Origin of the sequence: Achromobacter sp. 2789STDY5608621 (assembly GCF_001299375.1) — a bacterium.
In the GTDB taxonomy this organism is placed as follows: domain Bacteria; phylum Pseudomonadota; class Gammaproteobacteria; order Burkholderiales; family Burkholderiaceae_B; genus Achromobacter; species Achromobacter insuavis.
In genome coordinates this window covers 7,545-27,752 of the sequence record NZ_CYTU01000016.1, presented here as the reverse complement: position 1 = coordinate 27,752, position 20,208 = coordinate 7,545, and the positions used below count along the sequence as shown (strand labels likewise).

The 20,208-nt window shown below is 69.8% G+C and carries 17 protein-coding genes and 1 pseudogene; 10 read left to right on the top strand and 8 right to left on the bottom strand.

Annotated features, from left to right (window positions below; genetic code table 11):
* Positions 1-4 precede the first annotated feature (4 nt).
* The 5 genes from AOZ53_RS16725 to AOZ53_RS16705 form a co-directional block, all read right to left on the bottom strand.
* A complete protein-coding gene (locus AOZ53_RS16725; RefSeq protein WP_054430659.1) occupies positions 5-958 on the bottom strand; it encodes a S66 peptidase family protein in 954 nt (317 codons plus the stop codon).
* 401 nt (positions 959-1,359) lie between these two features.
* On the bottom strand, positions 1,360-2,085 hold the full coding sequence (locus AOZ53_RS16720) for an RNA pseudouridine synthase (RefSeq protein WP_054488558.1): 726 nt from the start codon (positions 2,083-2,085) through the stop codon (positions 1,360-1,362).
* A gap of 245 nt (positions 2,086-2,330) precedes the next feature.
* The gene (locus tag AOZ53_RS16715) at positions 2,331-3,509 is read right to left on the bottom strand and encodes a cystathionine beta-lyase (protein ID WP_082385657.1); all 1,179 of its coding nucleotides are present in this window, start codon (positions 3,507-3,509) and stop codon (positions 2,331-2,333) included.
* Between the two features lie 156 nt (positions 3,510-3,665).
* A complete protein-coding gene (gene ydiK, locus AOZ53_RS16710; protein WP_082385656.1) occupies positions 3,666-4,772 on the bottom strand; it encodes an AI-2E family transporter YdiK in 1,107 nt (368 codons plus the stop codon).
* A gap of 73 nt (positions 4,773-4,845) precedes the next feature.
* The gene (locus AOZ53_RS16705; protein WP_054488556.1) at positions 4,846-5,901 is read right to left on the bottom strand and encodes a DNA-binding protein; all 1,056 of its coding nucleotides are present in this window, start codon (positions 5,899-5,901) and stop codon (positions 4,846-4,848) included.
* Positions 5,902-6,195: 294 nt separating this feature from the next.
* Here AOZ53_RS16705 and AOZ53_RS16700 point away from each other — a divergent pair, with 294 nt between their 5' ends.
* The 6 genes from AOZ53_RS16700 to AOZ53_RS16675 are packed head-to-tail and all read left to right on the top strand — an operon-like array spanning position 6,196 to position 13,983.
* Positions 6,196-8,466, top strand: a complete 2,271-nt coding sequence (locus tag AOZ53_RS16700; protein ID WP_082385663.1) for a TonB-dependent siderophore receptor — start codon at positions 6,196-6,198, stop codon at positions 8,464-8,466.
* 10 nt (positions 8,467-8,476) lie between these two features.
* The gene (locus AOZ53_RS16695) at positions 8,477-9,625 is read left to right on the top strand and encodes an ABC transporter substrate-binding protein (RefSeq protein WP_231690625.1); all 1,149 of its coding nucleotides are present in this window, start codon (positions 8,477-8,479) and stop codon (positions 9,623-9,625) included.
* The gene (locus tag AOZ53_RS16690; protein WP_054474294.1) at positions 9,622-10,710 is read left to right on the top strand and encodes a FecCD family ABC transporter permease; all 1,089 of its coding nucleotides are present in this window, start codon (positions 9,622-9,624) and stop codon (positions 10,708-10,710) included. The genes AOZ53_RS16695 and AOZ53_RS16690 overlap by 4 nt, the downstream gene beginning before the upstream one ends.
* A complete protein-coding gene (locus tag AOZ53_RS16685) occupies positions 10,707-11,510 on the top strand; it encodes an ABC transporter ATP-binding protein (RefSeq protein ID WP_054430369.1) in 804 nt (267 codons plus the stop codon). Before AOZ53_RS16690 ends, AOZ53_RS16685 begins: the two co-directional genes overlap by 4 nt.
* Positions 11,507-12,589, top strand: coding sequence for a hypothetical protein (locus AOZ53_RS16680; protein WP_054474293.1), 1,083 nt, complete (start codon positions 11,507-11,509; stop codon positions 12,587-12,589). Before AOZ53_RS16685 ends, AOZ53_RS16680 begins: the two co-directional genes overlap by 4 nt.
* A gap of 14 nt (positions 12,590-12,603) precedes the next feature.
* On the top strand, positions 12,604-13,983 hold the full coding sequence (locus AOZ53_RS16675; protein WP_054430367.1) for an MmgE/PrpD family protein: 1,380 nt from the start codon (positions 12,604-12,606) through the stop codon (positions 13,981-13,983).
* Here the strand turns inward: AOZ53_RS16675 and AOZ53_RS16670 are convergent.
* Complete coding sequence (locus AOZ53_RS16670) at positions 13,958-14,608, bottom strand: TetR/AcrR family transcriptional regulator (RefSeq protein ID WP_156333409.1); 651 nt, start codon at positions 14,606-14,608, stop codon at positions 13,958-13,960. The genes AOZ53_RS16675 and AOZ53_RS16670 overlap by 26 nt on opposite strands.
* 146 nt (positions 14,609-14,754) lie before the next feature.
* A complete protein-coding gene (locus AOZ53_RS16665) occupies positions 14,755-15,657 on the bottom strand; it encodes a LysR family transcriptional regulator (RefSeq protein ID WP_054430365.1) in 903 nt (300 codons plus the stop codon).
* A gap of 129 nt (positions 15,658-15,786) precedes the next feature.
* Here AOZ53_RS16665 and AOZ53_RS16660 point away from each other — a divergent pair, with 129 nt between their 5' ends.
* The 3 genes from AOZ53_RS16660 (at position 15,787) to AOZ53_RS16650 (ending at position 18,927) form a co-directional block, all read left to right on the top strand.
* Positions 15,787-16,719: a 2-hydroxyacid dehydrogenase gene (locus AOZ53_RS16660; RefSeq protein WP_054430364.1), complete on the top strand. Its 933-nt coding sequence runs from the start codon at positions 15,787-15,789 to the stop codon at positions 16,717-16,719.
* A 107-nt stretch (positions 16,720-16,826) separates the two neighbouring features.
* Positions 16,827-17,825: a Bug family tripartite tricarboxylate transporter substrate binding protein gene (locus AOZ53_RS16655; RefSeq protein ID WP_054430363.1), complete on the top strand. Its 999-nt coding sequence runs from the start codon at positions 16,827-16,829 to the stop codon at positions 17,823-17,825.
* A gap of 1 nt (position 17,826) precedes the next feature.
* Entirely contained in the window at positions 17,827-18,927 is a 1,101-nt protein-coding gene (locus AOZ53_RS16650; RefSeq protein WP_054430362.1) for an NAD/NADP octopine/nopaline dehydrogenase family protein, read from the top strand.
* On the opposite strand, the gene AOZ53_RS16645 is transcribed toward AOZ53_RS16650, so the two are convergent.
* Positions 18,816-19,844, bottom strand: a complete 1,029-nt coding sequence (locus tag AOZ53_RS16645; RefSeq protein ID WP_054430361.1) for a LysR family transcriptional regulator — start codon at positions 19,842-19,844, stop codon at positions 18,816-18,818. The genes AOZ53_RS16650 and AOZ53_RS16645 overlap by 112 nt on opposite strands.
* 100 nt (positions 19,845-19,944) lie before the next feature.
* Between AOZ53_RS16645 and AOZ53_RS34735 the strand changes: the two are divergent.
* Positions 19,945-20,208, top strand: a pseudogene (locus AOZ53_RS34735) (integrase); the annotation flags it as partial.

Here is a 20,208-nt window from a genome sequence, read left to right as displayed (position 1 = left end):
CGGGCTACAGCGGCGCGGCCTGGACCGCCACGGCCTGTTCCAGCCGCAGGCCGCGTCGCTGGGTGTCCAGCGTCACCAGGGCGCCGAGCGGCAGCGTCAGGTTGGGGTCGCCATGGCCGCTGGGCCAGGCCGCCAGCACCGGGATGCCGCGCGCCTGGAATTGCTCCAGCAGCAGCGGGAACAACAGGCTCTGGCCGACCGCGTCACCCCCCGGTAGCCCCAGGCGGGTGAAATTGCCGGCCAGCACGCCCTTGATGCGATCGAACTTGCCGGCCGCGCGCAATTGCGACAGCAAGCGGTCGATGCGCGGCAGCGCCTCGTTGACGTCCTCGATGAACAGGATGGCGTCGCGCGTGGCGATCTCGTGGCGCGAGCCGATCATGGCGGCGATCAGCGCCAGGTTGCCGCCCACCAGCCGGCCGCTGGCCACGCCGGGCGCCAGCACCACCGGGTTGGATTCCGGCGGGGCGTCGATCCAGGCGCCCTGCCCGAACTGGCCGCCGACCATCGCCAGCACGTGGCTGGCGGTGGGCTCCTGCTTGCCCGCCACCAGGTCCTGCGCCAGCATCGGCCCGTGGAACGTCACGAAGCCGGCATGGCGCTGGATCGCCAGGTGCAGCGCGGTGATGTCGCTGTAGCCGATGAAGGGCTTGGGGTGCTGGCGCAGCAGGCCGATGTCGAGCCGGTCCGCCAGCCGCCACGAGCCGAAACCGCCTTGCAGGCACCAAATGGCGTCGATGGCCGGGTCGGCAAAGGCCGCGTGCAGGTCGTTCAGCCGGGCGTCGTCGTCACCGGCCAGGTAGTCATAGGGCGGATCGCTGCGCGTCAGCGCGGCCGGCATGATGCGCGGGTCGTAACCGCGCGCCTGCAGCCATTCCGCCGCCTCGAAGGCCGCGCCATCGGCCGCCGAGGCCGGCGCCACGATGGCGACACGGCCGCCCGGACGCAAGGCCGGCACGGGCGCATCGCGCCGCGGCGCCGCCGAAGACGGCCCGGAAGATGGCGCCGCCTCGCCACGGTCCGCCGGCGCGGCCACGCGGCTCGCGCAACCGGCCAGCGCCAGGCTGGACAGGCCCAGCGCGCCGGCGGCCTTGAGCAGGCCGCGCCGTGCCGGATCCTGCGGAGCGTGTCGCTCGTGCTGCCTTGCCGGCATATGCCATCCTTTTCAGATCATTTTTATTATTCTTATTTATCAATAAATTAAATAACAAACGGAGAATCAGGATGAAGTCTGGAATCGCATGATTCCAGAATCCACTTCAACTTATTCCAGAATCTACTTTAAGTCCGTAACAGCGCATGCGGCGGGCGAATGCCGTCTCGAACGCCCCGTCCCGTGGCCACGCCCGCGCCGCGGCGCTAGAAGCGCTCGTATTCCAGCCGGTAGCGCCACTGCCCCGCGGCCAGTCCGGCCATCGGCAGACGGCCGATACGGATGCGGCGCAGGGCTTGCAGTTGCAGCCCGACGCTGTCGCAGGCGTACTCGATGAATCCCAGGGCGGGCGTCTTCAGCGCGAAGCGCAGGTGGCTCTCATTCTGCCAGCTGACCTTCATCGGCGTGGCCGGCCGGCCCTCATAGGCCAGGCCGCGCTGCAGGCGCGTCAGCGCGGCCGCATCGAGCGTGCCGCGCACCTGCGCGATGTATTCCTGCTCGACGTGGCGCCCCTCTTCGATGAGCTTGCGCGCCACCGCGAATTCCTGGGTGTAGACCACCAGCCCGCTGGCCGCGCGTTCCAGCGGCGTGGCCAGCTTCAGGCCATTGAACATGCGCTTGAGATAGCGCTGGCCCGAGCGGTCGCCCGGCATCAGGTTGGCGGGCATGACCAGGTCCAGCGCCGATTCGGCCGGATCCGAGGCCGACAGGCCGGCCGGCTTGTGCACCAGCACGCTGACCGGGCGCATCTCTTCGAGGCGGGCGCCGGGCAACAGGCTGACGGCCTGGCCGGGCTGGACGCGGTAGCCGGGTTCCTCGACCACCTTGCCGTCCACGGCGACCCAGCCGCCCTCGATATAGCGTTCGGCGTCGCCGCGCGAACAGGATTGTTCGGTGGCCAGGCGCTTGGCAAGGCGGACGCTGTCGCTCATGGCCGGCCCGCCTGTCGGAGGGAGGCCTGGGAACGGGAAGGAAAAGCAATCGGCGGGTACGTCGTCATCTTGGAAACTGCGTCAAAAACGGGAAAGGCCGGCGCCGCGAGGCAGCGCGCGAACGCGGCGGCAGCGCCTGGCTCGAGATGTTACGCCCTTTCCGGCGGCCGCCGCCGCGAGCGGGCGCCGCGACGGCCGTTCCCGCGCCTGGGTCAGTGCACGGCTCCTGGTCGCGTGAACAGGCTCTAGGCCAGCGCCGCGAACGCCTGTTCCAGGTCCGCGATCAGCGCGGCGGGCGGCTCCAGCCCCACATTCAGGCGCACCAGCCGGTCGCCATACGGACGCAGCGTGCGGCGCAGGTTGAAGTATGGCGCCGCCAGGCTGGTCACGCCGCCCCAGCTGTAGCCGATCTTGAACAGCGCCAGCCGGTCGACGAAGGCCTCGATTTGCGCACGGCTGGGGCCGTCCCGCAGCACGATCGAAAACACGCTGGCCGAGCCGGTGAAATCGCGCCTCCAGATCTCGTGGCCCGGGCACGATGGCAAGGCCGGGTGCAGCACCGTCCGCACCTCGGGCCGGCGCGCCAGCCATTGCGCCACCTCCAGCGTGCCGCGCTCCAGTTGCGCCAGCCGCACCCCCAGGGTCTGCAGTCCGCGCAGCGCCAGGCTGCAATCGTCCGGCGAGGCCGCCATGCCGAGGAAATTGCGCGCCTCGCCCAGCGCCCGGTAGTGCGCCTCGTCGCGGCAGGTCACCGAGCCCAGCAACAGGTCGCTGTGGCCGCCGATGTACTTGGTCAGCGCCTGCATGGTGACGTCCGCGCCGTGGGCGAAGGCATCGAACAGCACGCCGGCGGCGTAGGTATTGTCCAGCGCCACCACCGCGCCGGCCCGGTGCGCGGCCGCCGCGATCGCCGGCACGTCCTGGATTTCCATGGTGGCCGAGCCCGGGCTCTCGCACCAGACCAGCCGGGTATTGGGCCGCAGCAGCGCGGCGATGCCCGCGCCGATCAGCGGATCGTAGGTCTGCACCTCGATGCCCAGCCGCTTGAGCAGGCCGCCGGCCAGCCCCTGGTTGGGACCGTAGGCGGTATCCGGCAGCAGCGCGTGGTCGCCGGCGCCGCAGAAAGCCAGGTAGATCAAGGCGATGGCGGCCTGCCCGCCCGGCGTGATGAAGCAGTGGCGCCCCTGCTCCAGCTGCGCGATGCGCGCGCCCAGCTCCAGCACGGTGGGGGTGCCGTGCAGGCCATAGGTATACGGCGCCTTTTCCGCGTCCCAATCGTCGCGCAGGTCGGCGGCGCGCTCGAACAGCGTGGTCGAGCCGCGACTGGTCGGCGTGACCAGCGAGCGGAAGCCCGCGGGCGCCCGTGGCGTCGGATCGACCACGGCGAGGCGCCAATCGAAGGGTTGCGGGGAGTCGGTCGTCACGGAGGTCTCCTGGTTGCGGGCGGGCGACGCGCCGCGGATCGCGGCGCACCCGCCAAGGATACGGACCTGGCGGCAATAAAAATTGCACCAGCTTGCGGTCTCGCCGGACGCCTAGGCGGCCAGGCAGGCGCGGGCCGATGCCCGGCCCGCGACGCCTCAGAGATCGGTGGGCTGACGGGCCACGGCCGGCGCGTTGGCCTCGGGCGGCGGCACCTCGTCGACCCAGGCCTTGAGCAGCGTCGAGGTCACCGCCAGGATCACCGGGCCGATGAACAGGCCGACGATGCCGAAGGCGAACATGCCGCCCAGCACTCCCGCCAGGATCAGCAGCATCGACAGATTCACGCCGCGCTTGATCAGCATCGGCCGCAGCAGGTTGTCGAGCATGGTCACCAGCACCGCCCACACCAGCAGCAGGACCGCGGCCACCTTCATGTCGTTCTGGAACAGCCAGACCACGCCGCCCAGCAACGGCAGGAACGGCCCCAGCTGGGCCAGGCACAGCATCAGCATCAGTGCGGTGATGATCCCGGCCGCCGGCACCCCGGCGATCCACAGGCCCAGCCCGCCCAGCGCCGACTGCACCACCGCCGTCACCACGATGCCCAGCGCCACCGCGCGGATCGACAGGCCCGCCAGGCGGATCGCCGACACGCCGCGATGGCCAGCCAGGCGATTGGCGAAGCGCTGCACGAAATTGGCGGCGACATCGCCCTGGCTATAGAGAATGCCGGCGATGACGATGGTGATCAGCATGTGCATCACGAACACGCCGACGATGGCCGCATTGCTCAGCAGCCACTTGGCCGCCATGGTCACATAGGGCTCCAGGCGCGCCAGCAGTCCGCCCGCGCCGGCATCGGCCAGCGCCTGCCATTCCTGGGCGATGCGCGGCCCGCCCAGCGGGATGCCCTGCACCCAGCCCGGCGGCGCCATCAGGGCGTAGTCGGGCAAGCTCTTGATGGCGGTCATGATGGCGCCGCCATGCAGCGCCAGGGTGGAGATGGCCTGGTACAGCGGCAGCACGATCACCACCAGCAGCACGATCAACATGGCCACCGTCGCCATCCAGCGCCGGCCGCCGCAGCGCTTCTGCACCGCCAGCATCACCGGCCAGGTCGCCACCACGATGGTGGTGGCCCAGATCAGCCCGAACAGGAAGGGTTTCAGCACATACAGGCTGCCGATCATCAAGGCCGACAGGATGACGATGACGAGCAGGTTGCGGGCAAGGTCCGCGTTCGGGCGTGGGTTCGGGTTCAAGCGGTGCTCCAGGCAACGGCCGCGCAAGGATCGGGCCGTGTACGAATTTATCCGAAAACCCCGCCGGTACCCCCTATTTCGTCCCGCCCGGCGTGGGCCGCATGGCGACCCGGGCGGCAATCAGGTGCCGCGTCAGTTCCAGCAACTGCCCGTCGCGGGTCCGCAACTGGCCCAGCAGGTCCGCCTGCTGGGCATCGCTGGCCGCCAGGCGCTGGGTCAGGTCCTGCTCGCGGCGGCGCGAGGCCTGCAGCGCTTCCTGCGCGACGGCCACATCGGCCAGTTGCCGGCTCAGCTGCGCCTGGGCTTCCCCGCGCGCGGCCAGGACCTCGGCCTGGGCCGCCCGCAGGCGCTCGGCGGCCTCTGACTCGGCGCCGCGCTGGCGCTCGGCCGCCTGCGCCAGGGCCTGGCGCGATTGTTCGGCCTGTTGCTGCTGGGCGGCCTGCAATTCGTCCAGCCGGGCCTGCAGGCGCTTGACCTGGCCGCGCTCGGCGTCCAGCTCGTTGAGCCAGCGGCGCTCATGGGCGGCATGACGCTCCTGGGTGGCGGCCAGGGCCTCGGCCTGCTCGCCCCGGGCGCGCTCGGCATCGGCCACGTGAGCCAGCAAGGCGCCGCGGGCGTCCGCCAACTGCCGTTGCTCGACCGCCACGGCTTCGTCGCGCTGGCGCAACTGGGCCTCGGCCGCCCGCAGGCGTTCCTCGGTGGCGGCCAGTTGGCCGGTGGCGACCTTCAGGCCGGCCTCCAGGTCGCGTTCGCGGTGTTCCAGATTGGCTTCGCGCTGGCGCAGCTGTTCGGTGAGCGCATCCAGCCGCTCGCCCTCTTCATGTAGTTCCGCCCAGCGCTGTCGGTTGGCCTCGGCCTGCTCGGCGCGGGCGGCGGCCAGCGCCGATTCCCAGAAATGCGCGGCGGCCTGGGCCACCGGCTCGGGCACCGCGGCGGGCGCCGCGAACGCGCCCGGATCCTGGATGCGCGCGCCCAGCGATCGGAACCAGGATTCCAGGTGCGGACTGACCGTATTGGGCGAGCCACGCCCGATCTTCTGGCGCACCCGCTCGATGGTGGGCCGCGCGCCCTCCAGCAGCAAGGCGTCGGAGGCGCGCCAGACATCCAATTCCGTAATTCCCGTGGCCATGGCTCGATTTCCCGGTTCAAGTCGGTTATTTACTCACGATAATGGAATCTTATCGTGATTAATTTCATATATACGTTTTATATCATACAGCATATGTATGATTTTATATATTCAGCATGACAGAGGCGGTATTCGAGGGAATTTGCCTCTCGTACACGAAATCCGCCCCTCCTCCACCCGCTCGCCCCGTTCCTGCGGCATCGCCCATCGAAGCGCAAATGCGATTTATTTACATTGACCGACGGTCGGTCGATGAATATACTGCACCGCTTTCTGCCCACACGGATGTACACGATGACCTGCCGATTCGAGGCTCGCCCCGCCTCTGCTTGCCCCCTTTGCGCGCCCCCTGCCCAGGCAATTCGCGGCGTTGCCGCCCGCGCCGGGCTGCTGCTGGCGTCCCTGCTGGCCCTGCCCTCGCCCGGCCTGGCCGCGCCCCCGCAAGGCAACCCTGGCGACGCCGCCGCCGAAGTACCCACCCTTGCCGGCGTCACGGTCAGCGGCGACAGCGACGCGGGCGCCGAAGGGCCGGTCCACGGATACGTGGCGGAGCAATCCCGCGCCGGCACCAAGACCGCAACCCCCATCCTGGAGACGCCGCAGTCGATCTCCGTCATCACGCGCGGGCAGATGGACGTGCAGCAGCCGGCCAGCGCCAGCCAGGCGTTGCGCTATACCGCTGGCGCCTACAGCGAGAAGTACGGCGGATTCGGCGGCCAGCTGGACCTGACCCGGATCCGGGGCGTGGACGCGGACTACTACCTGGACGGCCTGCGCATGATCACCAACGTATCGACCTGGACCACGCAGGTGGATCCGTTCGCGTTGGAGCGCGTGGAAGTGCTGCGGGGGCCGGCTTCGGCGGTGTACGGCCAGGGCACGGGCGGCGGCATCGTCAACCAGGTCAGCCGCCGGCCGCAGGCGGAATCCGCCCACGAGATCAATCTGCAGATGGGCAATTTCGGCCGCCGGCAGATCGCGATCGACACCACCGGCCCGCTCGACCAGGACGGCCAATGGCTCTATCGGCTGACCGCGATCGGCCTGGACGCCAAGGGCCAGGTCGAGGACGTCAGGCACCAGCGCGTCTATCTGGCGCCCGCCCTGACCTGGCGGCCCACGGCCTCGACTTCGTGGACGTTGCTGGCCACGCATTCGCGCGAACCCGAGATTCCCGACTACAACAGCCTGCCGGCGGTCGCCCTGGGCCTGAATGGCAGCCCGTATCCGCGGGTGGACCGCCGACGCAATTACACCGACATGGATTTCCAGGGATCGAGCCGCAAGCAGGATTCGATCAGCTCGTTGTTCAGCCATGATTTCGGCAATGGCTGGTCCTTCAACAGCAACATGCGCTACATGTACGTCGACTCCGACATCAAGCGCACCTCGATCTACGGCTATCAGAACCGGGCCGGCCACCTGTGGCTCGAAGGCACCTACGGCCTGGCCCCGGCCAGTTCCAACACCTTCTCGGCCGACAACAACCTCACTGGCAGCTTCGACCTCGGCCCGACCCGGCACACCCTTCTGCTGGGCGTTGACTACGCCAAGGGCACGTTGCGCAACGACTCGTATCGCATGGATCCGGTGGCGTTCGACCCTTACGATCCCGACCACTATCGCCCTGTCGCCACACCGGATTTCACCGACAGCAGGACCCGTTGGCCCTACAACGTGCGCCAGCGCTTTGACCGCGTGGGCGTCTACGCCCAGGACCAGGTGGCCTACGCAGGCTGGCGCCTGACGTTGAGCGCGCGGCACGACTCCTCCAGAACCGAGGATGAATCGCGCAGCTATTCGCCCGTCTGGAAGCGCAGCGAACAGAAAGACCGCAAATGGAGCACGCGCGCGGGCCTGGGCTATGTCTTCGATAACGGCCTCTCGCCCTACTTCAGCTATGCCACCTCGTTCGACCCGGTGTTGGGCAACGATTACGGCGGCAGCGCCTTCAAGCCGACCGAGGCGACCCAGTACGAAGCGGGCGTGAAGTTCCAACCCGCGAATTCGAGCACGATGCTGAGCGCGGCCGTGTTCCAGCTGAACCAGACCAACGTCAAGACATCGGATACCCGGCATCTGGGCTATTGGACGCAATCGGGCGAAGTGCGCTCGCGAGGCGTCGAACTGCAGGCCAACACCCGGCTGGCTCCCGGCCTGAACCTGATCGCCAGCTATGCCTACCTGGACAATCAATTGGTCAAGGATGCGGCGTATCGCGGCAAGAGCCTGGCCCAGACCCCGCGCCACAGCGCCTCGGCCTGGGTGGACTACCGCGTCGGCGGCGGCCCGCTGGCGGGCCTGCTGGCTGGCGTCGGCGTGCGCTACCTGGGCTCGACCTACGGCGACCCGGCCAACACCTTCAAGGTGCCCGCCGTCACGCTGCTGGATATGGCCGTCAGCTATGACCTGGCCCGGCTCTCGCCCGGCCTGCGCGGCGCCAGCCTGGGGCTGAACGTCAGCAACCTGACCAACAAGCATTACGTCGCCAGTTGCGTATCGGCGATGTACTGCTTCATTGGCCAGGACCGCAGCGCCGTCGCGACCCTGAGCTACCGCTGGTGACGCCGTGCCCGTGACACCCTCCCGCCCCCGCCGGGCGATCCTGCGCGGCATGGCCGGCGCCGCGCTGCTGCCTCTGGCCACGGCGGGCGCCACCGCGCAGGGCACCGCCACGCTGACCGATATCGCCGGCCGCCCGGTGCGGGCGCGCCTGCCGGCCCGCCGTATCGTGCTGGGCGACGGCCCGCTGGCCTACGTGGTCGCGCTACTGCGTCCGGACGATCCATTCACGCCCATCGTGGGCTGGGGCGACAACTTCCGTTCCGCCGACCTGGGGGGCTACCAGGCTTATCGCCAGCGTTTTCCCACGATCGACCGCATTCCCACGTTTCGCGGCTCCAATGTGGGCGCCATCGACATCGAACTGGCGATTTCGCTGGAACCGGACGTGGTGGTGTTGAACCTGAGCTCGCGCGCCGCCGCCGAATCGTCCGGCCTGGCGGCGCGCCTGGCGCGGGCCGGCGTGCCCCTGGCCTACGTCGACTTCCGCACGCGCATGTTCGAGAACACCCGACGCAGCATCGAAATCATGGGCGAGGTGCTGGGCGAGCCTGTCCGCGCCCAGTCCTTCCTGCGGTTTCGCCAGCGACAGATCGACCGTGTCATGGCGCCGTTGCGGGACCTCGGCCATCGCCCCAGCGTCATGGTCGAGCGGGCGGCCGGCCTGTATGACGATTGCTGCCTTTCCTATGGCGATGGCAATTTCGGCGAACTGGTCACGGCCGCCGGCGGCGACAACCTGGGATCGCACTGGTTGCACGGCACCTTTGGCACGTTGCACCCCGAGCAGGTGATCGCCGCCGATCCGGAAGTCATTCTGGTGACCGGGGCCGACTGGAGACTGTATTCGCCGACGGGCGACTGGGTCAATCTCGGCCCGGGCGCCGATCCGTCCGAAGGCCATGCGCGCCTGCGGCGCCTGATGCAGCGGCCGGCCTATCGCACGCTCGCCGCCGTGCGGCGGGGGCGGGTACACGCCATCTGGCACCCCTTCTATGACAACCCCTACTACTTCGTCGCCTTGCAGAAGGTCGCCAAGTGGCTGCATCCCGAGCGTTTCGCCACGCTCGATCCCGACGCCACCTTTCGCGAACTGCATGCGCGATTCCTGCCCGTTGCCTATCAACCGGGCTACTGGCTCAGCCTGAACACCGACTCATGACACACGAACGCTCTGCGCTGTCCGCCCCGCACCCCGCCTCGCCGGCCGAACGCGAACAAGGCCGGCGGGCCTACCGGCGACTGGTCCGGCGCCGGCGCCTGATCCTGCTCGGCATCGCCCTGTTGACGCTGGCTTGCCTGGGCCTGGATCTCTCGACCGGCCAGGCGGTCTATCCGCCCGGGCAAGTCCTGGCCGCCTTGTGGCGGCCGGATGCGCCCCTGGCGGTGCAGGTCATTTTCTGGGAATTGCGCCTGCCGGTCGCCCTGTCCGCGCTGGTGGTCGGCGCCAGCCTGGCGGTGGCCGGCGTGCAGATGCAGACCGTGCTGAACAATCCGCTGGCCAGCCCCTTTACGCTGGGCCTGTCCGCCGCCGCCAGTTTCGGCGCCGCCATCGGCCTGGTGCTGGGCGTGACGCTGTTGCCCGCTGCGGCCGTGGCGTATGCCATCCCGGCCAATGCCTTTCTCGTTTCCATGGGCGCCGCGCTGTTCATCCACCGCCTGAGCCGCAAACCGGGCATCAGCAGCGAGATGATCGTGCTGCTGGGCACGACACTCGTGTTCTCGTTTACCGCCCTGCTCGAAGCCCTGCAGTATGTCGCGCCGGACCAGGCGTTATCGGCCGTCGTGTTCTGGACCATGGGCAGCCTGTCGCGCGCGAACTGGCTCAAGCTGGCCATCATGGGCGGCGTGCTTGCCGGGGTCTGGCTGGTCTTTGCGCGCCAGGCATGGGCCCTGACGGCGCTGCGGCTGGGCGAGGCGCGCGCGGCCAGCCTGGGCATTCCCGTCGCCCGGCTGCGCCTGAGCAGCATCCTGCTGGGCAGCCTGCTGGCCTCGGTCTGCGTGTCGTTTGTCGGCACCATCGGGTTCATCGGGCTGGTGGGACCGCATATCGCGCGGATGGTGGTGGGCGAAGACCAGCGCTTCCTGCTGCCGGCCGCCGCGCTGTGCGGCGCGCTGCTGCTGTCCGCCGCCTCGGTGCTCAGCAAGTCGGTGCTGCCCGGCCAGACCTTGCCGATCGGCATTGTCACCTCGCTGGTGGGAGTGCCGCTGTTCTTCACCCTGATCCTGCGCCGGAGGCGGCCATGAGCGCGCCCCTGCTCGACGTGCGCGGCGTGGGCGCGTCATACGGCGCCCGACGCGTGCTGCACGGGATCGACCTGCCCGGGTTGATGCCGGGCAGCGTGACCGCCTTGCTGGGGTCGAACGCGGCGGGCAAGTCGACGCTGTTGCGCCGCATCGCGGGGGAGTTGTCCGGTCCGGGGGCGGTCGCGGTGGCGGGCCGGTCGGTCGTGTCGTGGCCGCCGCAGCACCCCAATCGCCCCGCCCACGTGCCGCAGGACATCTCCAGCGGATCGTCGCTGCGGGTGTTCGAGGCCGTACTGCTCGCGGCCAAGCAAGGGGCGGGCTGGTCGGTCGATGAGACCGAACTCGACGCCGTGACGCATCTGCTGAAAGCCCTGCGGATCGGCGACCTGGCCGGGCGTGAACTGGCGGCGTTGAGCGGCGGGCAGCGCCAGCTGGTGTCGATCGCCCAGGCGTTGATCCGATCGCCCCGCATCCTGCTGCTGGACGAGCCCACCAGCGCGCTCGACCTGCAACGCCAATACGAGGTGCTGGCCCTGCTGCGCGGGCTGTCGCGCCAGCGGTCGCTATGCATCGTCATGGCGATCCATGACCTCAATCACGCGCTGCGCTTTGCCGACCATGCCGTGGTGCTGCACCAGACAGGCGTGTTCGCCCAGGGCGCGCCGCGACAGGTCATCACCCCGGCCTTGCTCGCGCGGGTCTATGGCGTCGACGCGCGGGTCGAGCCCTGCTCCCAAGGGCACTGGCAGGTCATTGTCGACGGTTCGCTACGCCAGAATTCACCGGAGCCATCGCCATGATCACCTACTGGAAACAGGACGCGCTGCGCGCCCGCGTGGAACGCGCCTCGGGCGGACGGCGCACCGTGCTGTATACCCGCCGCGGACAGGCCAGCTACATGAACCTGATCCTGCGGCAGGATTTTCCCGGCGGCGAACACCCCGCATTCGTTCTGGCCGGACGGCAGCAGCAGGTGTTCTTCTACGGCACCTATGGCGGCGTGATACGCGCCGGCGAACTGCTCAGCCTGCCCGGCCAGGCGCCCGGCAGCGGCATGGATTTCGATCAAGCCCATCGGGCCGCGCGGGCCTGCGGCCCCGGCTGGCACCTGGCCACCAATGCCGAACGGGCCGCGCTGGCGCAATGGTGCCGCGAACGCGGCCACCTCCCGCGCGGCAATACCGACCAAGGCCGGGACGCCGTGGCGCCCGGGCAGCATGGCGTGCGGGTCGATGGCCGCGCGCCCGGCTGCGCCCAGGGCAACCCCGCCACCCTGACCGGCTCCGGGCCCGACCGCTGGCGGCACGACGGCACGGCGCACGGCATTGCCGACCTGTGCGGCAACCTGTGGGAATGGACCGCCGGCCTGCGGCTGCTGGACGGTGAAATCCAGATCATCCCCGACAACGACGCCGTGCAGGCCGACCTGTCCGCGCGCGCCGGCGCCTGGCGGGCGATCCGGCTGGCGGACGGGGCGCTGGTGCCGCCGGGCGCCGCCGGGACGGCCAAGTTCGATTGCCCGCGCCACGCGCCCGAGGGTAACGCGGGCGCGCCGCTGCTCTGCGCGGTCATCCACTGCTTTGCCGGCCAGGCGGGCAGCAACGCCAACACGGCCGGGCTCATGGACGCGCCGTTCGGCGCCATCCGCCCGGCGGCCGGCGTCCAGGCGCCGGCCTTGCTCAAGACCTTGGCGCTTTATCCCGTTGGCCATGCCGCCGAGCGCGCGCAGGCCTATCTGCGCAACTACGGCGAACGCATGATGCTGGCGGGCGGCGCCTGGTACTCGGGCCTGGACGCCGGACTGAATGCGTTGTGCCTGAGCCATGCCCGCGACCACGCCAGCGCCACCGTCGGCGCGCGCCCAGCCTTCATGCCTTGAACCGGGAGAACCCCATGTACGCCCAGGATCCGATCTCACCCTTGCTCGACGCCGCCCACGCGGTCCACAGCGACCATATCCCGCCTGCCACCCTGGCGTTCCAGCGTCTGCGCCTGCTCGACCACCTGGCCTGCCTGGCCGCGGGTTACGACGCCTCCGGGGTCGACGCCGCCCTGTCGCTGGCGCGGCGCTGGAGCGGCGCCGAGGAAGCCACCGTGCTGGGCACCGACACCCGCCTGGCCGCGGGCCAGGCGGCCTTCGTCAATGCCGTGCGCGCGCGGGCGCTGGATTTCTGCGACGTGATCTCTCCGGGCTGGCATCCAAGCTCCTCGGATATTCCGGTCGCGCTGGCCATGGCGGAGCACTGCGGCGCCTCCGGGCGCGAATTGCTCGCGGCGCTGGCCATCGGCCAGGATGTCGGCCAGCGTATCAATCTGGCCGCGCAGGCCCACGGTTTCTTCTACCGCGGCTTCGATTCCAATGTCCTGGGACTGTTCTCCGGCGCCGTCATCGCGGCCAGGCTTTTGCGCCTGCCGCGCGAATCCTTCACGTCGGCGGTGGGGCTGGCGTTCGATTCCGGCATCGGCACCTTCCAGCACTATCAGGACAAGGTCCTTGCGGTCCGCATCGGCCAGGCCATGGTGGCGCGCCACGCGATCGAAGCCGCGCAAATGGCGCAGGCCGGCCTGACCGGCCCCCGCCGCATCCTGGGCGGCGAAAATGGCTTTTTCCGGCTCTACGCGCCGGGTGAGCCGGACTTGAGCGCCTTGACGGCCGATCTGGGGCACCGCTACCTGGGGCGCGAGGCGACTTGCTTCAAGCCCTACCCGCATTGCAGCATCCTGCTGGCGCTGACGGACGCATTGCTGGCGCGTCGCCATGAACTGCCGCGACCGCGGCTGGCTGGCAGCACCTTGCGGCTGCATGTGTCGCCCACCATGCGCATGGTGTGCGGCGCGCCCTATGCCCCGGCGGAAACCGCCGAAATCGATGCGCAGTTCAGCGCCCGCTATATCGTGGCCAATGCCCTGCTGCGCGGCGCCGCCACCCCGGCGCAGTTCACCGCCAGGGCGGCCCGGGAACCGGCCGTGCAGGCGTTGGCGCAACGGGTGGAGATCATCGAAGATCCCTCGCTGGCGCGCTTCGATGCCTGCCGCCTGGAGATCCGGCCTGCCGATGCCGCGCCGGTCGTGGTGGCGGCCGCGTATGGACGGGGATGGCCGGAAAACCCGCTCGACCAGGCCGCGCTCGAACGCAAATTCATGCTGTGCTGCAGCCTGTCCGCCAGCGCCGCCATGCGCCGCGCCGCCCCCCTTGTCGCCGCGCGGATCAACGATCTGGCGCAGGCGCCCTGCGTCGCCCCGCTGGTCAACGCGCTGGCGGGGAGCGCATAGACATGGCTGGCGGCGGCACGCCCAGCATGCACAGGCAGTCCGCGGCAACGTCACGGGCGAATTCCGAGCAATCCTCCAGGCGTGCCGCGATGGCGTCGTCCGTCACGCCATGCACGCCCGAATAGATCAGCAGCGCCGTGATCCGGGGTCGGGGCAGCGCCCACACCCCGGCGGCCCTGCCCCCTTCCAGGATGCCGAGCAGCTGGTCCAGGATGGCATTCTTGTCGCGGTTCTGGCGGTCGTGGTGGTGGTGATTGCTGTAGACGATGTCGTGCGTGCGGTAGGTGTCGGCGTAGGTCTGGACGCTGGCATGCACCCACGCCCCCAGTTTGCCCACCCAGTCATCCGCGGCACAGGCATCGACGGCGCGTTCGAGCGCTTCCAGGTACTGGCGCGTGTAACGCTGGGCCAACGCCGCCAGCATGTCGGTCTTGGCGGAGAAGTAGTGGTAGAACGTGCCCTTGGCGACCTGGGCCTCTTCCACGATCGCATTGATGGTGGTGGCTTCGACCCCGTTGGCCAGGAACAGCTTTTCGGCGGCGGCCATCAATTCCTCCAGCCGGACCTCCGCGGGTTTGGTACGCGGCGGGCGCGGCGGCTTGTCATCGACTCGGGGGACTTTCATGGGCAACGATTCCGGCATCTGGCAAAGAGACACAGTTTAAAGGCGATCCGTTGCCGCCGCCCCACGATGCGACGATGGCGGCCTTGGGGAAGCAATCATCGGTTGCGAGACGAGCATCGCGGCGCGGCGACGACCCGGCGGCAACCCTAGCGCGCGACCACCTTCGCCGCGGCCTCCCGAACCAGGGCGGCCAGCTTGTCGGCGGCGGGCGCCAGCCGGCGCCCCCGCAGGGTCAGGAGCCCCATCTGGCGCGTCAGCGATGGCGACAACCGGCAGATCCGCAGCCCCTTGGGGGGCCTGGCGGGCAAAGCCAGCCGCGGAAGAATGGCCACGCCCAGCCCGGCCGCGGCCATCGCGATCAAGGTATGGGCCTGTATGCATTCGTACTTCGGCGTCAGGCGGATGCGCGCCCGCGCCGCCGCCTGGTCCAGCAGGATGCGCAGCGACGTGGCGTCGCTGAGCAGCAGCAAGGGCAAGCGGGCGACGTCCTTCAACGGCATCGGGTCCGCCGCGTCCGGGCACAGACGGGGCGCCATCAGCGCGCAGATCTCTTCGGTCACCAGCGGCTCGAACTCGCATTCGGCGCCCATCGGACCGGGCACCACGCCGAAATCCACCTCGCCCTGCAGCACCTGGGCCTGCACGTCCGCCGACTGCCGCTCGCGCACCGACATCCGGACGCCGGGATACAGGGTCTCGAAGCGGGCCAGCACGGGCGGCAGCAACGCGGCGGCGGCAATCGGCGTGGCCGCGACCGCCACGTGGCCGGCCTGCAGGGCCAGCGTCTCCCGCACCTCCCTCACCCCCGCCTCGACCTCGCGCACGCCGCGCCGGGCGGCGTCGAACAGCTGCTTGCCGGCCGCCGTCAGCTGGACGCTGCGCGTGGTGCGGTGGAACAGCTCGGCGCCCACCTGCGCCTCGAGCAATTTGATCTGCGCGCTGATCGCCGACTGCGAGCGATGCGCCTGTTCCGACGCGCCGCGAAAGCTCCTGGTCTCCGCGATCAGGAGAAAGGCGCGGAGCAGATTGAAATTGATGTCGGAAGTCATTGATCAGTTTTTTTGAATAATTCCGGTTGATTTTAGCGATTGTTCTTCATTGAGCGGGCCACTACAGTCGCACCCCGACACGCACAGCAAGGAGCAGATCGTGGCAGTTTCAGAGAGAGCAATCCGTCTATGAGCATTTCCGTTCTGGTGCTCTGCGAGCTGGGTCCCGCGCAAGAGGCGGCCCTGCGGCAGCGCCATCAACCCACCTTCGCGCTGACGCCCGAAGAGCGGGCCCGCGTCGTGCAGACCCGCGGCGCCGAATTCGAGGCGGTGCTGACCATCGGCCTGCTGGGGCTGCGCGCCGATGAAATGGACCGGCTGCCCCGCCTCAGGCTGGTCGCCAGCATGGGCGCCGGCTACGAGAACATCGATGTGGCGGCGGCCCAGGCCCGCGGCATCTGGGTGACCAACGGGCGCGGCGCCAACGACGAATGCGTCGCGGACCACGCCATGGGCATGGTAATCGCGGCGATGCGCGATTTCCGCACCCTGGACCGGCTGTGCCGCGCAGGCGTCTGGCGCACGGCCATCGCCCTGCCCACCAACGTCTCGGGCAAGCGCCTCGGCATCCTGGGCCTGGGCTCGGTGGGCGAACGCATCGCCGGCCGCGCCCAGGCTTTCAGGATGGCGGTCGGCTACCACAACCGCCGCGCGCGGCGGGAATTCGACTATCAGTACTTCGATGACGCGCTGGCGCTGGCGCACTGGTGCGACGTGCTGGTCTGCGCCATGCCCGGCGGCGCGGCGACGCGGCACATGGTCAATGCGGCCGTGCTGCGGGAGCTCGGCCCGGGCGGCTATCTGGTCAATGTCGGCCGGGGCAGCATCGTGGATACGCAGGCCCTGGCCGCCGCGCTGGCGTCCGGCGGCATCGCCGGGGCGGCGCTGGATGTCTATGAAAGCGAACCCGCCCCGCCCCCGGCACTGATCGCGCAGGACCGCCTGCTGCTGACCCCGCACGTGGGCGGCTGGTCGCCGGAGGCGATCGACGCCCAGTTCGGGATCTTCATGCTGAATCTGGAGGGCGTGTTCTTCGGACGGGGGCCGGTCACCCCGGTATAGCGTCGTCGCCGCACGCTCAACGTCCCGTTAAGGCGCGTTGACCATTTGTCGATGGCCGGCCCCGCGCCGCCTTCCTACACTGTGGCCGTCAATCCCTGGAGATGGCCATGATCCTCCCGCGCAGTATCCGCCTGGCAACCTTGCTGCTTCCGTTCTGCCTGCTATGGGGCGGCAACGCCGGCGCCCAGTCCGCCACGGCCGCGGGCGCCTACCCGCAACGGCCCGTCAACCTGATCGTGCCGTGGCCGCCGGGCGGCGCGGTGGATCTGCTGGCGCGCCAGCTGGGCACCGTCCTGGCCAAGGAGCTGGGCCAGCCCATCGTGATCGAGAACAAATCGGGCGCCAACGGCTCGATCGGCCACGCCCAGGCGGTGCGCGCGGCGCCGGACGGCTACACCACCCTGCTGGCCACCAACAGCACCTTCGTGATCGGCCCGCACCTGTACAAGCAGTTGCCGTACCAGCATGAACGAGACCTGGCGCCGGTGTCGCTGCTGGGCGCCAGCCCGCTGGTGCTGACCGTCAACCCCGCGCTGAAGGTCAAGACCCTGGCGCAACTGCTGGCGCTGGCGCGCGAAAAGCCGGGCCGGCTGACCTTCGCCTCGGGCGGCCAGGGGTCCACCAGCCACCTGGCGGCCGAACAGCTGATGGCCCTGACCGGCATCGAGATGACCCACATTCCCTACCAGGGCGGCGGGCCGGCCGCCACGGCGGTGATGAGCGGCGAAGTCGACATGGCCTTCCTGGACCTGGGCGTCTCGCTGCCGTTCCTGAAGTCGGGCCGGCTGCTGCCCCTGGCCGTCTCCAGCGATCAGCGCTCGCCATTGCTGCCCGAGGCGCCGACCGTGGCCGAATCCGGCGTCAAGGACTTCGAGATCGCCACCGCCTTCGCCCTGTTCGTGCCGGCGCGCACTCCCGCCCCGGTGATCGACCGGCTCCACGGCGCCCTGGTCAAGGCGCTCGGCGACGCCGACCTGCGGCAGAAGCTGATCCACCAGGGCGTGATCGTGATGGGCACCAGTCCGGCCGAGCTGCGCGACTACACCACGCGTGAAAACCAGCGCTGGGGCAAGATCATCAGCGACCGCCACATCTCGGTGAAATGACATGCCGCGCAACGATTTCCGTATCGCGATCGTCGGGGCCGGCGGCATCGGCTGCGCCACGGCGGCCTATCTGCGGGCCAGCGGCCTGCCGGTGGCGATGTGGTCGCCCACCGGGCGGCGCCTGCGGCCGCATGCCGAGCCCGGCCGGGCGCGCTTCGACTGCGTCGGCGCGCTGGAGGGCGCCGTGGCGGTGGAACGGCTGGCGCGGCTGGCCGACCTGTCGGACTACAGCCATGTCTTCATCTGCCTGCCCGCGTCCCAGTACCGGCAGGTCCTGCAAGACGCGGCGCCCTACTGGCGCGACGGCCAGACCCTGATCGTCAGCGGCGCCCTGTCGCTGCTGCCTCTGTGGCTGCGGCGGACGGCGGCGGCGCATGGCGCCGACGTCACCGCGGTCGGCTGGAGCACGACCCTCACCACCGCCCACTTCCTGCCTGACGGCCGCCTGCACCTGAACGCGCCGCGCGGCCAGATCGGCATGGCCTGGCTGGCCCCGTCCGAGGGCGGCGGCGACGCGCTGGCCGATTGCCGGACCCTGTTCGGCGACCGGTTCACGCCGGTCGACAACCTGCTGGCCAGCACCCTGGCCAACATCAACCCGATCGCGCATGCGGCGGAGGTGATCCCCAACCTCACCCGGATGGACCGCGGCGAGGCCTGGCCGCTGTTCGGCCACTTCACCGGCGTGGTCGCCAACATGGCGCAGGCGCTGGATGGGGAACGGCTGGCGCTGGCCGGGGCGCTGGGATTCACGCTGCCGACCCTGGCGCAGCATTACTCGCGCTCGTACCACGTGCCGCTGGGCCCGTTGGAGGACATCGCGCGGGCCATCGACGCCCGCGGCGCCGGCCCGCTCGGCCCGGCCCGGCTGGCGCATCGCTACGTGCTGGAGGACGTGCCGTTCGGCCTGGTGTTCCAGGAACGGCTGGCGCGCCTCTTGGGCATCGATTGCCCGCTGCTGTCCGCCTGCATCACCCTGCTGGAGGCGGTCTACGCCGAATCGTTCCGCGACCGCAATGACCTGCTGGCCGCGCTGCTGCCCGACGGCATGTCGGCCGAGGCGCTGGTGGCGGCCTGCAGGAGCGCGTGCGCGGCATCGTGAAAGCGCTCGATGATGTCGTCCTGGTGCCACGGCGTCCGGTACACCATCACGATCGGGATCGGCTCCGGCAGCGCCTCGACCGGTAGCGCCACCAGGCTGCCGCGGGCCAGGCGCTCCTCCACCGTGCGCCGGGCCAGCAGGCTCAGGCCCAGCCGGCGTTCGACCAGCTTGAGATTGGTGATGGCGTTCATGGACTCGATGGCGGGCGCGATGGGCGGCAGGTTGTGGTCCAGCAGCAACTGCTCGATCATCAGCCGGGCCTGCGTCGGCCGGGCCGGCAATACCCAGGCCTGCTGTTTCAGCTCGCGCCAGGTCCACGGCGCCGCGCGCGGCGCCAGGGCCAGCGGGTGATCGCCGGCGCACACCACGATCCACTGTTCCCGGCCCACCGGCCGGATCATCAGCCCCTCCTGGCACAACCCGCCCAGCTCGGACGAGGTGTTCATGGTCAGCAGGACGTCGATCTCGCCGCTTTCTAGCTTGCGCTGCGTGTCGTCCAGGCGGCCTTCGACGATCTGCACCGGCGGCAATCCCGCGTCGCCCGCCATGCCGCGCAGCACGTCGGGCAGCAGCGACCAGGCGATGAAGGGCGGCGCGCCGATGCGCAGGACCGCATCGTGTCCCAGCTTGCGGTCGCGCAGGTCATCGGCCAGATTGGCCACCTCGGACAGCAGCAGGCGGGCGCGGTGCACCAGGATGTCGCCGTCGCGCGTCAGGCTCACGCCGCGGCCATGGCGCTCGAACACGGTGATGCCCAGCAGCGTCTCGATTTCTCCCAGGCCCTTGCTGACCGCGGCGGTGCTCACGCAGAGCTTCTCGCCCGCGGCGCGCATGCTGCCGGTGTCCGCCAGCACCGTCAGCAATTCGAACTGGCGCATCCGCAGCGCGGCGATCATGCGGTAGGTGGAATCATGCATCCGGGCAGCACCTTCGGGGCGGGTAGCGACGTAGCGGAATGATAGTATCCACGGGCGTTGCCACGCCAGGCTCGCCGATCCCGGTCATTTCCCGCCCCGCATGCTGCCCTCCTCCCCGGCCCCGCTGCCCCTGCTGGACCCCCGCGCGCTCGACCGCCAGGCCGACGCCGCCATGCGCGACCTGCTGCGCGAAGGCAGTTCGCCCAATACGGCCGCCAGCTATCGCGCCGCGATCCGCTACTGGTCGGCCTGGTTCGGCCTGCGCTATGGCCAGCCGCTGGCCCTGCCCCTGTCCGAGGCGGCGGTGATCCAGTTCGTGGTGGACCACGCCCAGCGCACCGGCGCCGACGGGCTGACCTCGGAA

Excerpts from the sequence above, each read along its gene's own strand:
- AOZ53_RS16705 (WP_054488556.1), bottom strand. The coding sequence starts at position 5,901 with ATGGCCACGGGAATTACGGAATTGGATGTCTGGCGCGCCTCCGACGCC.
- AOZ53_RS16660 (WP_054430364.1), top strand. The coding sequence starts at position 15,787 with ATGAGCATTTCCGTTCTGGTGCTCTGCGAGCTGGGTCCCGCGCAAGAG.
- AOZ53_RS16650 (WP_054430362.1), top strand. The coding sequence starts at position 17,827 with ATGCCGCGCAACGATTTCCGTATCGCGATCGTCGGGGCCGGCGGCATC.
- AOZ53_RS16675 (WP_054430367.1), top strand. The coding sequence starts at position 12,604 with ATGTACGCCCAGGATCCGATCTCACCCTTGCTCGACGCCGCCCACGCG.
- AOZ53_RS16720 (WP_054488558.1), bottom strand. The coding sequence starts at position 2,085 with ATGAGCGACAGCGTCCGCCTTGCCAAGCGCCTGGCCACCGAACAATCC.
- AOZ53_RS16665 (WP_054430365.1), bottom strand. The coding sequence starts at position 15,657 with ATGACTTCCGACATCAATTTCAATCTGCTCCGCGCCTTTCTCCTGATC.
- AOZ53_RS16685 (WP_054430369.1), top strand. The coding sequence starts at position 10,707 with ATGAGCGCGCCCCTGCTCGACGTGCGCGGCGTGGGCGCGTCATACGGC.
- AOZ53_RS16645 (WP_054430361.1), bottom strand. The coding sequence starts at position 19,844 with ATGCATGATTCCACCTACCGCATGATCGCCGCGCTGCGGATGCGCCAG.
- AOZ53_RS16670 (WP_156333409.1), bottom strand. The coding sequence starts at position 14,608 with ATGAAAGTCCCCCGAGTCGATGACAAGCCGCCGCGCCCGCCGCGTACC.
- AOZ53_RS16680 (WP_054474293.1), top strand. The coding sequence starts at position 11,507 with ATGATCACCTACTGGAAACAGGACGCGCTGCGCGCCCGCGTGGAACGC.
- AOZ53_RS16700 (WP_082385663.1), top strand. The coding sequence starts at position 6,196 with ATGACCTGCCGATTCGAGGCTCGCCCCGCCTCTGCTTGCCCCCTTTGC.
- AOZ53_RS16690 (WP_054474294.1), top strand. The coding sequence starts at position 9,622 with ATGACACACGAACGCTCTGCGCTGTCCGCCCCGCACCCCGCCTCGCCG.
- AOZ53_RS16655 (WP_054430363.1), top strand. The coding sequence starts at position 16,827 with ATGATCCTCCCGCGCAGTATCCGCCTGGCAACCTTGCTGCTTCCGTTC.